At 46.7% G+C, this 12374-nt stretch carries 12 protein-coding genes; 9 read left to right on the top strand and 3 right to left on the bottom strand.

The genetic code is table 11. The features are described 5' to 3' along the window. Positions 1 to 20: 20 nt before the first annotated feature. Positions 21 to 806 (top strand): class II glutamine amidotransferase, encoded by a 786-nt coding sequence (locus D104_RS21815; protein WP_024022772.1) that lies wholly within the window; start codon positions 21 to 23, stop codon positions 804 to 806. Positions 807 to 956: 150 nt separating this feature from the next. Next, positions 957 to 1715 carry an SDR family NAD(P)-dependent oxidoreductase gene (locus D104_RS21810; protein ID WP_024022771.1) on the top strand — a complete coding sequence of 253 codons (759 nt, stop codon included), beginning with the start codon at positions 957 to 959 and terminating at the stop codon, positions 1713 to 1715. 115 nt (positions 1716 to 1830) lie between these two features. On the opposite strand, the gene D104_RS21805 is transcribed toward D104_RS21810, so the two are convergent. From D104_RS21805 to D104_RS21795, 3 genes are all read right to left on the bottom strand, one after another. Beyond that, entirely contained in the window at positions 1831 to 2784 is a 954-nt protein-coding gene (locus D104_RS21805) for an isopenicillin N synthase family dioxygenase (RefSeq protein WP_024022770.1), read from the bottom strand. A 20-nt stretch (positions 2785 to 2804) separates the two neighbouring features. Next, positions 2805 to 5111 (bottom strand): ATP-dependent helicase, encoded by a 2307-nt coding sequence (locus D104_RS21800; protein ID WP_024022769.1) that lies wholly within the window; start codon positions 5109 to 5111, stop codon positions 2805 to 2807. 72 nt (positions 5112 to 5183) lie between these two features. Next, positions 5184 to 6326, bottom strand: coding sequence for a succinylglutamate desuccinylase/aspartoacylase family protein (locus D104_RS21795; RefSeq protein WP_024022768.1), 1143 nt, complete (start codon positions 6324 to 6326; stop codon positions 5184 to 5186). 187 nt (positions 6327 to 6513) lie between these two features. Between D104_RS21795 and D104_RS21790 the strand changes: the two genes are divergently transcribed. The 7 genes from D104_RS21790 (at position 6514) to D104_RS21760 (ending at position 12358) form a co-directional block, all read left to right on the top strand. Further along, complete coding sequence (locus D104_RS21790; RefSeq protein WP_024022767.1) at positions 6514 to 7743, top strand: ABC transporter substrate-binding protein; 1230 nt, start codon at positions 6514 to 6516, stop codon at positions 7741 to 7743. Positions 7744 to 7814: 71 nt separating this feature from the next. Then, the gene (locus D104_RS21785; RefSeq protein WP_024022766.1) at positions 7815 to 9563 is read left to right on the top strand and encodes an ABC transporter permease; all 1749 of its coding nucleotides are present in this window, start codon (positions 7815 to 7817) and stop codon (positions 9561 to 9563) included. Further along, entirely contained in the window at positions 9551 to 10189 is a 639-nt protein-coding gene (locus D104_RS21780) for an ATP-binding cassette domain-containing protein (protein ID WP_024022765.1), read from the top strand. The genes D104_RS21785 and D104_RS21780 overlap by 13 nt, the downstream gene beginning before the upstream one ends. Before the next feature lie 146 nt (positions 10190 to 10335). Further along, a complete protein-coding gene (locus tag D104_RS21775) occupies positions 10336 to 10686 on the top strand; it encodes a hypothetical protein (protein WP_024022764.1) in 351 nt (116 codons plus the stop codon). A gap of 21 nt (positions 10687 to 10707) precedes the next feature. Further along, the gene (locus tag D104_RS21770) at positions 10708 to 11250 is read left to right on the top strand and encodes a nucleotidyltransferase family protein (RefSeq protein ID WP_024022763.1); all 543 of its coding nucleotides are present in this window, start codon (positions 10708 to 10710) and stop codon (positions 11248 to 11250) included. Positions 11251 to 11279: 29 nt separating this feature from the next. Further along, a complete protein-coding gene (locus D104_RS21765) occupies positions 11280 to 11663 on the top strand; it encodes a Rid family hydrolase (protein WP_024022762.1) in 384 nt (127 codons plus the stop codon). Between the two features lie 221 nt (positions 11664 to 11884). Then, positions 11885 to 12358, top strand: coding sequence for an acyl-CoA thioesterase (locus tag D104_RS21760; RefSeq protein WP_024022761.1), 474 nt, complete (start codon positions 11885 to 11887; stop codon positions 12356 to 12358). Positions 12359 to 12374 lie beyond the last annotated feature (16 nt).

Below are 12374 nucleotides of genomic sequence, written 5' to 3'. Positions count from 1 at the left end.
TTTCATTCTAGGAGAAAAACATGTGTCGTTGGATGGCGTATCAAGGTGATGCCGTTTACCTTGAGTCATTGCTCTTTAAACAAGAGCATTCTTTAATACATCAAAGTTTGAGCGCAAGAAAATCGGAAGTGACCGTCAATGCCGACGGATTTGGTCTGGGCTGGTACGATGAACAAGAAGAACCAGGGCTTTATCACGAAGTCTTACCCGCGTGGAGCGACAGCAATTTAAGGAGCCTCGCCAAACACATCAAAAGCGGCCTATTCTTTGCCCACGTTCGCTCTTCAACAGGCACAGAAACCAATCGCTCCAATTGCCACCCTTTTAGCTATAAGAATTGGCTGTTCATGCACAACGGACAAATTGGTGGTTACGAATCCCTGCGCTGGCAACTGGATCGTTTAATCCCAGAGCACCTTTACAGCCATCGCCACGGCGCCACCGATTCCGAGGTTATTTTCTTATTGATGATTGCCAATGGATTAGAAAGCGATCCAGAAAACGCCATTAGCGTCACACTGGCTCAAATCATCGACATTATGAAACAGAAGAAAATTTCAGATCCATTTCGTTTTACCGCGGTCTTTTCAGACGGAGAAGAAATCATTGCGGTGCGTTTTTCAAGCGATGAACAAGCGCCAAGCCTGTACTGCAAAGAGTTTGAGCATCATATTGTGATTGGCTCTGAACCACTCGATTTATCCAGTGAAAGCTGGACACAGGTGCCAGCGGGTCACATCGCTAGGATCAAGCAGCACAAATATCAAATCACACCACTCCCAGAAGCATTAAAAATGACCGCTTAGCGGTCATTTATTATTACTTAACCCGTCCTCGCTGCCATCTCGCACTATTGTCATCTCGCACTATTGTTATTTCCCCTGATTTCGATCAGGTCATTCCGTCATTCCACTGCTAACCTAATTGAGTCAACAACACCATCGAGAGGAACTCAAATGATCAACTATCAATTAGAGAGCAAAGTCGCCATGGTCACTGGCGGTGCATCGGGAATTGGTTTGGCGTGTGCGGAATTATTGGCTTTTTCAGGCGCCGACATTGCTATTTGGGATTTACATGACGACGCACTAGAAGCCGCCAAGCAACGCATTCAAAAACACGGTGTAAAATGCATCACGCAAAAAGTAGACGTCAGCGACCAGCAATCGGTTATTAAAGCCATGGCAGACACGATCAAACAACTGGGGCATTTAGACATCGCAGTCAACAATGCAGGTATTGGCGGGCCTTTTGAAAAATCAGGAGATTACAAAGCGGAAGATTGGCTGAACGTCATCAATATCAATTTCAACGGCGTTTTTTATTGCCAGCAAGAAGCCATTAAAGCCATGCGAACAAATGGTTCTGGCAGCATCATTAATATGGCGTCGATTCTTGGTCAAGTCGCTTTTGAAGGCGCGCCCGCCTATGTCAGTGCAAAGCATGGCGTTGTTGGCATGACTAAAGCCGCTGCGATCGAACACGCGGCCGATGGCATCCGTATTAACTCTGTCGGGCCAGGCTTCATTCACACGCCATTGGTCGACCAAGTTATGGATGACGCAACGCTAAACGCCATAGCACAAAAACACGCCATGAAGCGCTTAGGTACGCCAGAAGAAGTGGCGCATCTAGTTGCTTGGTTAGCGAGTGACGCGTCTTCCTTCGTGACGGCATCGTATTATCCTGTTGATGGTGGGTATTTGGCGTATTAGTCTCTTTCAGAACAGAACAATTCAATCAAAAAGCCCCTATGATTTCGGCACATTGCGTAAGCTGACATCATTAGGGGCTTTTTATAAGAATTAGACAACACTGTTTACGAAGGAATCACTCGCCTTTCTCACGGTACGCGTACGTTGCATCAAAGCGCGATTGAATCCAATCGCCACTTAATATCGGCTCGTACTTCGCGGGTTTGCTCGCCGTTGCACAGCTTGGTACGCACACCACATTGGTTTCGTAATCGGGCTCCACAAAGAAAGGAAACGAATAGCGATGCACATCTGGCAAAGACGCTCGCACTCTATGTGCGGTTGAGACATATTCGTCGTTCGTCCAACGCTGCATCAAGTCGCCAATATTCACTACCAATGCATTGTCGATTGGCGTCGCATCGACCCACTCACCTTGACGGTTTTTTACCTGCAAGCCACCAATCTGATCCTGCAACAACAAAGTCACACAACCGTAATCCGTATGAGCGCCCGCGCCATTGTCATGGTCATTCGCTGGACGAGGCGGATAATGAATCATGCGCAACACCGTAACGTGATCGGTAAAACAACGAGTAAAAAAGTGATCGTCTAAAGACAGCGCCTGCGCCATTGCGGTGAGCAGTTTTTGCGCCACCAAAAAGGCTTCTACATAATAATCTTGCAGCACTTCAACGGTTTTAGGATTACTCGGATTTTGGTTCGGCCCATACATGGTTGGGTATTTTTCCGCCAAAGGGTGATCGGCAGGAAAATCCAACGCCATGTCGAAGGTTTCTTTCCAATCGGCATGGCCCACTTCATCCAACTGTTCTTCACCAATATTGCCGTAGCCGCGATGATTTTTGCAATTCGTAATATCGATGGCGTTTTTTGCGTCTTGAGGTTGATCAAAGAATCGCTTAGCTTCTCGCATCAGTGCTGTCATCAATTCTTTTGGAATGCCCGTGTTGGTTAAATAGAAAAAACCAATTTCTCGGCACGCCTTGTCTAAAGCACGGATTTCCTGTTGACGAATGACATCACTGCTATGAGTGAGTTTGGATAAGTCGATTAACGGGATAGACATAATTCGTTCCTACTTCAATGCTACGTTCGTGAAGACAATTTAACCAATTGGGTGTGTTTTGGATTAAAACGTTTTAAACCGATTTCGCCAAAATCCACAAAAATCATTTGTTTTTCGCCTTGTTCTTGCCGCACGACTACGCCTTGTCCAAATTGATCGTGGCGTACTTTGTCGCCCGGTTTTAAATGGCTTTTGCCTTCGACACGATGACGAAAGGTCAACGCGGGCGATGGCGTAACCGCGTTCAGATAACGCTGAAAAAGAGCGCCTTTTTCGGTATCAATCGGCTCGCCATTGGCATCCAGATACCAAGCCTCGCAAATGCGACTCACGGCATAAGGCTGAGCTTCAAACACAAATCTCGACAAGGACAAGCTCTTCAATGCCGCACGGGGAATATCGCCCAACTTCATGCGCTTATGTTCGTCTGAACTTGGCGTTTCCAATAAGACCAATTTTTGTTTGGCGCGGGTAATCGCCACATAAAACAAACGTCTTTCAGACGCCAAATCCGTGGCTGCTTGCTTGTCGATAGCGCTAAGGTCTTCGTCGTAATAAGGAAAACGCCCTTCTTGTAAACCCGACAACAGCACTTGATCAAACTCCAAGCCTTTGGACTTATGAATCGTCATCAAATGCACGCCGTGACTGTCGTCAGTGTGCCTTTCATTTAACGTCGCGAGCTGCTCTAAAATCGATTTTGCATCGCCACCCACACCGCGCACATACGCCATAAAAGCATCGCACGTGGCGATTTTTTCTTGAGTCTGAATGTCTTTGCTGCTGGTGCTTTCAAAGTAACGGTAAACGCCCAGCTTTTCCAAGGTGTGCGCCAAACCTTGCGCCGGATCGGTGCGATACATGGTCAAACTGCGCAACCAATCCGCACGTTCATAAAGCTTCTTAGCACGCCAACCGTCGGTGGCGTCTGCAACAGACTCAATAATCTGCGGCAATAAATGCGGCGATTGTTTGGCTTGCTGAATTAAGGTTTTACGTTGTGCAACAGACGCGCCAAGACTTGGCACCGTCAATAGATATTCAATGTCATCTGGTCGAAAGAAGGCTCCAGAGCCTTCAAGTCCGCCGGCAATCACCGCCAAATACGCCATTAACATGCGAATTTGTCGATTTTCCAACAAAGGCGAATCACCGTGCAATTGATACGGTACGCCTTTGTGCATCAAGGCCAATTGCACTGGCACCATGTCGCTGTATAAACGCACCAACACCGCTGTATCGCTGAGTGCTTTGCCTTCATCGACCCAGGCTTTCAGTTCGCCCAACAGGGCTTTCCCCGTTTTAGGCGCGCGCGCAAACGACACTCGAGTGCGCTCTCCTGCACCAATCACCAAGGCGTCTGGGTCATTTTCACTGATCACGCTCGACGCCATTAAGCCAACCGCATGACCAAAGCGAAAACTGGTGCTTAGCGGATAAGTAATCACCTTGCTGAAATCTTTATCGAACTGCGTCGCCATGATGTCAGGGCTTGCGCCGCGCCATTCGTAAATACATTGCTGCACGTCGCCGACAATCATCCATTGGCAAGGCGCGGGATAAAGAAGCTTCAACAGCTCGTATTGGCATGGGTTTATGTCTTGAAATTCGTCGATCAGCAGATAGCGAAAATCGGGCACTAAGCCACGTATTCTAACGCGTTCTGGCTCGCCGAGCTCACTGAGTAATTCGTAAGGGTCGCTGAGCAAGTCCGCAAAGAAACGCATATTATTGCGTTTGCGAAGTCGTTCTAATTCATCGTATAACGCAGGAAAAAACTGACGCTCTTTCGACCAACCCAAGGCGTCGAAGACGATACTGGCGGGCAAATCCGAAGCTTTTACTTGATCGATAAACAACAAGACGTCTTCTAGCCAGTCTTTTTCGTCCAGCATGGCGATTTTCTCACCGCTTCGCATCAAACGTTGCAAGGATTCTCGCAACATTTTCACCAAGCTAAAATCATCGGTTACCAACTTGGCAGACGGCAACCAGCCTTGTTGCTCTAAGCGTCGGCAGAACTTCATCCCAAAGGCATGAAACGTCATCACGCTGGGGGAACGCAAATGCCCAACGGACATCAAGCGTTTGCTTAAGCGCTCGGAGAACTCTTCCTGCGCGCTTTTATTGAACATAAATACGCCGATGTGAGACGGATCCACGCCTTGCGCCAACAAATGCTCGATACGAGAAATTAGGGTGGTGGTTTTGCCTGCGCCCGCCACGGCGATCACCTTCGCGGGAGTTGTCATATCATGCAAAACAACACGCTGTTGTTCATCGGTTAACGAGCTATGCACTTCTGTTTTGGGTTGCGCTTGTATCAAAATAATCTTGCCTAGTGTGTAAACGTACTAATCTTCAAACTTTGCCATGAGCATCGAGTTCACTGACCTGTATTAGTCTTCGAAAAGGTGACCAATTTCTCGAAACGCCAGATGCTCTCTGCCTGCAATTTTTGCAATGGACTCACCGCACACCACCAAACGTCGTTGCACTCGAGCGAAAAACACACCATTGGTTCGAGCTATCAAAGGGTAGCTCGACACATCAACATCGTCTTCCATCAGGTTCACTACTTCACCAATTTCTTCGCCCGCTTCGACTTCTTCGCCGATGGCTTTGTGGTAACACACGATGCCAGCGCAAGGCGCTTTCACAAGGTCCATCGCGTCTAACGGGTAATACTCCACCTCGCTGTCGTTAATCTCTGGCGAATCGCCCGACACCACACCGCGCAAGACTAGGTAATCAAATAAGGCCTTGGCATCTTGCTGAGCAAACTCATCCGAAATGTCATTTTCACCGCGTAATTCAACCGTCAGAGAACGACTTCCCCACGGCACTAAATGCGCATAATGGGCTTTCAAATCTCGCCACACACTGACATTGGTTTCGTCAAACGACGCTGCGCCCGTTTCTAATTCTGACAAACCAACCTTGGCACCCAATAACGCCAACAGCGGTTTGAAGTGACTTTCAAATTCTTGAGCAACATACGCGTGCATGCAGGCTTCGCCAGAACAATGCAGGTCAATAATTTCATCCGCATCCATCGACAACGCCAGCAGCATTTTTTTCATGCCTTGCAGTTCCGTGGTTTCTGGCAATAGCGCCAGTTCGTCACGAATGGCTTGACGGATCAAGGTGATATTGTCTTCGGCATCGCCGGTCACTTCGTCTTTAATGCGTTTGTGTACTTTCGCGCCAAGCTGCGGCCAATTGCGATTAAAATTGCCGCCGCCATCCGAAAAGGCAAAGCGCCCCGGAATATACCCATGAAAGTTCTGCGCTAAACCAATGGGATTCGCCACCGGTACAATCACAATCTCGCCCTGGATCAAACCCGCTTTATCGGCTTGTTTCAGCAGTTTAATCAGTCGATTCAGCACCAAAAACCCCGGCCATTCGTCGGCATGAAGACCCGCTTGAAAGTATACTTTTGGCCGAGCGCCCGTTTCACCAAAGTGATGCGCTTTTAAAATACGTTGAGTGCCGGGTGTCGCACTCGGCAATACATGAGAATAAATTTGATAAGACATAACACCTCGTACTTTGCTGTGTTCGAATTACAATAGAAGTAATGTCACAGTGTGAGATTCGCCAATTTGAGCCTGCAACATGGTACGCTAAAACCGATTTTTAATAAAAAACAATTCCCAAAACTGTAAGAAATTGAACTTCAATAACGTCTTATACTCGAAAGCCAACAATAATTAGGAGAAAGGAATGAAAAAGTCGTTTATCGCTGCTTCCATCGCAGCCGCTTTGGCTCTGTCTAGCCAAGCCGTACTTGCCAGCCAAACACAAAATAGTGTCTCGCAAGACACGTGGAAAAACACCTTACTAGAAGCCAAAGGCCAAACGGTGTATTTCAATGCATGGGGTGGTGCAGACAACATAAACGACTACATTCAATGGGCCGCAGACCGTATTAAAGACGAATACGATGTCACCTTAAAACAAGTAAAATTGACAGACACCTCCGACGCGGTGAACCGTGTTTTGGCCGAAAAAGCCGCGGGTAAAGACAGCAACGGTTCCATCGATTTAATTTGGCTTAACGGCGAAAACTTCCGCGCCATGAAAGACAATCACCTATTGTTCGGCCCTTTCAGTCAAGCTTTACCCAGTTACACACAATACGTGGACGAAAACGCACGCCAAAGTTTAACGCAAGATTTCGGCACGCCTGTCGATGGCATGGAATCCCCTTGGGGCATGGCGCAAGTCATCTTCATGCACGACACAGCGACCTTGAGTAATCCGCCTAAATCCATCCCTGAACTGCTGACCTACGCGAAAGCGCATCCAGGGCGAATCACGTACCCTGAGCCACCACAGTTTCTTGGCTCTACCTTTTTGAAACAAGCCCTATACGAATTGTCACCGCATCGCAAAGCGCTCTCTCAGGCCGTCAATACCGTGGATTTTGATAAAATCACGGCGCCTTTGTGGACGTATCTTGACCAACTTCACCCTGTTGCATGGCGCAGCGGACAGAGCTTCCCTTCAAGCTCTGAAGAAATGATGCGTTTACTCGACGATCAAGAAATCGACGTTGCGTTGAGTTTTGATATTTCTGCGGCGTCAGTACAGATCGACAAAGGCAATCTGCCAGACACGGTTCGCTCTTATGTGTTTAGTGGCGGCACCATTGGGAACACACACTTTTTGGCCATTCCTTACAACAGCGGCGTGAAAGCCGGCGCGCAAGTAGTTGCCAACTTCTTACTGTCACCAGAAGCGCAAATCAAAAAGCAAACACCCACCGTCTGGGGGGATTTGAGTGTTTTATCCTACGCAAAATTATCGAAGGACCTGCAAGCAAAATTCGACGCTTTGCCGCGTGGCATCGCCACGCTAAACATTGAGGAACTGGGTAAAACACTACCAGAACCTCATGCAAGTTGGGTTGGCGCATTGGAAACAGAGTGGCGTAAGCGTTACGCTCAATAATTTTTGCGCCACATACATTAGGTCACACAAAGTAAACCGCGTAATTAAAACCATGAAAACGAAGAAGTAAGATGCCGTTAAAACATATTAAATGGATCACAGGCTTTATCACTGCGTTACTGATCCTTCCGATTGCCATTGGCTTGGTCGGTACCTTACTTCCTGCCTTTCATTATTTTCCGCCTCTTGGGGAATACGGCTTTTCCGTGTCGCCTTGGATCAATGTGTTTTCACAGGGGGAATTTTACGCCGGCTTAAAACTCACGTTAATCACTGGCATTGGCGCACCTATTTTGGCACTTTGGCTGGCGCTGTCGTTATTGGCTTGGGGTTATCAGCGGCCATTTTTCAAGAAAATAGAAGCACTGCTTTCGCCGATTCTGGCCATTCCTCATGCCGCGATTGCCATTGGCTTGCTGTTTTTATTAAGCCCTTCTGGCTGGCTGGTTCGGTTGTTTAGCCCTTGGCTGACGGGGTTTGAGCGTCCACCAAATTGGATTACGGTGCAAGACCCTTACGGCGCTTCGCTGATCTTTGCTTTAATCATTAAAGAAATGCCCTATTTATTGTTTGTGATGCTGGCCGCGATGAAAAGCATTCAAGCACGAGAAAGCATACACGCATGCCAAGCACTGGGTTACAGCCGCTTTACCTTGTGGCGGAAAGTGCTGATTCCTCAGTTATATCCAATTATTAGATTGCCTATTTTTATTGTCGTCGCCTTTAGCTTAACCGTGGTAGATCTGGCATTGGTTATTGGGCCGAACACGCCATCGACTTTGGCGGTGACTTTATTTCGTTGGTTTAATGACCCAGATTTAACCATGCGTTACACCGCCAGCGCAGGCGCGATTGCACTGATGATCACCATTGCGATGGTACTAGGGGGCTGGGAATTGGCCCACCGTGCTTTCAGTGCAGCAACACGTTGTGAACGCAGTAATGGCAAGCGCCGCGGCGCATCCGATACGTTACTTGGTGCAGGCGTTATTATCGGATTAATCACCTTAGTAAGTGCCTTTACCGCACTTATCTTGCTGCCGTTTTGGTCACTCGCCAAACGCTGGCGCTTTCCAGACACACTGCCTTCGCAATGGACATGGGTCAATATAGAGCGCGCCGCACCCTTGCTGATGGAACTCAGCGCCAATACCTTAATCATTGCGTTGTTTGCCACAGTGATTGCTTGCGGCATTAGCTTGCTGATGCTGGAAACCAAACGCCACCAGCAAAAGAGCTCGACCAATCACGAACAACAGCATGCCTTTGATTGGCTGATTTATGTGCCGATTCTGTTGCCACAAATTGGCTTTTTGTTTGGTCTGCATGTGCTACTGATTTATCTCAATCTCAACGGCGACTTATGCGCCATCATCGCACTGCATTTAATGTACGTATTGCCGTATGTGTATCTCACACTGAAAGGCCCCTATTTGGCCTACAACGAAGACTATTTATTGCAAGCCAATCGCTTAAACCATAGGCCTTGGCGCCACTATATCAGCGTCAAGCTCGCCATGCTGAAACCTGCGCTATTTACCGCCTTTGCCATGGGATTTTCGGTCAGTATTGCTCAGTATTTGCCCACTTTGATCGCTGGCGAAGGCCGCTACAGCACACTAACCACGGAAGCTGTTGCGCAAGCCGCGTCTGGCGACCGAAAACAAGTCGGCAGCATGGCGATGTTGCAGGCGCTTTTTCCAGTGATGGTATTTTGGTTGGCACAAATCATTCCAAGCCGTTGGACAACATGGCGACTCGCCACTAAAAAACGGATTATAAAAGCTTTCACAAAAAAGGATAAAACGTGCTCCGCGTAAACGCATTTTCACTGTCATCAAATGACAAAACCCTGATTCAAAATCTAAGTTTCAGCATCGCCGACGGCCATGTCTTATCTATTATGGGGCCAAGCGGCATTGGCAAATCCAGCTTGTTGAATTTTTTAAGCGGCACGTTATCCCCTTCCCTTACGGTGTCGGGCGAAGCATTTCTCAACGACATCGCGCTTCACACGCAACCGACAGAAACTCGAAAAGTCGGTCTATTGCAGCAAATGCCATTGTTATTTCCACACATGAGCATCATTGAAAATTTGCTGTTTGCGCTGCCAGATAAAACCCGCAAGCCAGACAGACTTCCATTAGCCCACGATGCACTCAAACGACTCGGCATGACCGACAAAGCCAACGCGCTACCGAAAGACCTTTCCGGCGGCCAACAAGCTCGCGTCGCCCTGCTTCGCACATTGTTATCGCAACCGGATTATTTACTGCTCGATGAGCCATTTAGCAAGCTCGACCCAGCGCTACGCCGTGACGTCCGCGCGTTTGTCCTTGCTGAGATACGCCAAGCGAACATCCCTGCGCTGCTCGTTACCCATGATTCTGACGATGCCAAAGCAATGGAAGGGGAATGTTTGGAGCTGAGTATTGTAAAATTTTAAAACAAAATGCTGTCATATTTGGGAGCCAGAAATAACGGCCGTCATTACATTGGCAAACCATCAGAAAGCGCATTAATATCAAGTAAGAGGTTTAGTAAAATAGACATCTATCACTTTGATAAAACAAACCTGTAAGGATGCATATCATGTCAGATTTAAAGGATGAAAAAGCCATCGCGGAAGCGTTCCTCAAGGAAATGCTTGTGGCCGATGATACCGGCAACTATGACTTATTTGTAAAGCACTACGAAGCAAAAGATCTGGTCGGTTTTTCAATAGAACGCTTTAAAAATGACATTAAACACATGCAAGTCCGAAACGGCATGAACCTCGGTTACGACTACCTCGGCGCATTAAAAGGCTACCTTGATGGTGTTCATGACAGTTGTTATCGATTTGTATGGAAAGGGCTTTATGAGAAACGCGAAGCCATGATCGTCATTGGCATTCACCGCAAAAACGGCATCTGGTATGTCAATGAATCCTCGGTTAGGTAGAGCCTTTGGCACGATATAAAAATGATTAGAATTATTCGATTAATTGAAAAAGACAAACTTCGTATGAAAGCGCTTGAATGTGCTGCGTCTCTTAACTTACCACAATGCTACGTAGCGGCTGGCTTTATCAGAAACTTAGTATGGGATTCGTTACACGGTAAGCAAACACCTACACCATTAAACGACGTTGACGTAATTTATTATGATGCTAATGAAAGTAACGAGAATGAGTATTTAGAGTTTGAAGCTCGTTTATTTACTATGATGCCGGAGCTAAATTGGCAAGTGCGAAACCAAGCAAAGATGCATGTAACAAATGGTGACGAGCACTATTTCAACACTGTAGATGCTATGAGTTATTGGCCAGAAAAAGAAACCGCTGTTGCTATACGTAAGCTCAAAAATCAAGACATTGAGTGCATATCTGCCTTTGGCTTCGATTCACTATTTGATTTGATGCTAAGTCATAACCCAAAACGTACAAAAGAAACATTCGAGCACAGAGTGAAATCAAAACAGTGGTTAGAGCAATGGCCTAAACTCATTTTAGCCCATCAAAAATAGATTCCATCAAATAACCAAAGGCATGAAGTATGAAAAAATCAATCGTTCCCGACGAATTCAAACACTATTTTGATGATTGGCATTTTTCACCCGCTGTTGAGTCAGATGGTACGGTATTTCTGTCTGGTGTTACCGCAGCCAGAAAAGACAAGCCTATTAGCCTTGATCCAGAAGAGCAATTCCACGATGCGTTTTATAAACTCGGTGTTTATTTAAATGCAGCAGGATTAACCTACGATGATATTTTAGAAATGACGACGTTTCACATTAACCTGAAAAAGCACATCGACGTCTTTTCAAAGGTCAAAGACTCCTACATCAAAAAGCACTATCCCGCATGGTCAGCCATTGGCGTATTGGAGTTTATCCCCGACAACGCATTGGTAGAAATGCGGATTGTCGCAAAACGATAATGTCATCAGTGCTAGATCGCGCCCCATCCCGCCACGTTAATCTCGCGCAATTCGCCCCCTTTCCACGTTATGGTTAGAACTTGATACCTAAATTGTTAGCGTTGTTGGCTTTTTTTGTACTGGTTTTGAAAAACAAAGAAAATTAGCATCAACGCTGCGCCGTCAGACGATCAATTCACGCGTACACTCCATGACAAATAAATAGAATAAAGGAACACATAATGAGCTTAATTTTCCGCATGATCCTGCTGCTGATCGCGTCTAAATTCAAACCATCTTTGCCCATCAAACACCCCAAAAACTCGCTTAGTTTACGTGTTCTTCCCAATGATTTAGACATTAATTTGCACATGAACAATGGCCGCTATTTAACTATTTGCGATCTGTCTCGAGTCGACATGTTTATTCGTACAGGTTTAGCTAGAACCATGCAAAAAGAAGGCTGGATGCCCGTCGTTGCCGAACATACAATGAAGTACAAGCGTTCATTAAAACCATTCCAGAAATACGAAGTAACGATGGAAATAACCGGCTGGGATGAAAAATATTTCCACATGATCCATACGTTTTTTGTCGACGATAAAGTGGTTGCAGAAGGAACCTCACGTGGTTGCGTAATCAGTAAAACTGGAACGATCCCACCAGAAGAAGTCATCGACAAAGTCACTGCGAGACTGGACGCAAAAAAAACCTAACCACACGCTTTCTATT

Source organism: Marinomonas profundimaris (genome assembly GCF_000508165.1).
GTDB lineage: Bacteria > Pseudomonadota > Gammaproteobacteria > Pseudomonadales > Marinomonadaceae > Marinomonas > Marinomonas profundimaris.
The sequence above is the reverse complement of the archived record's forward strand: the minus strand, read 5'-3'. Positions and strand labels throughout refer to the sequence as shown.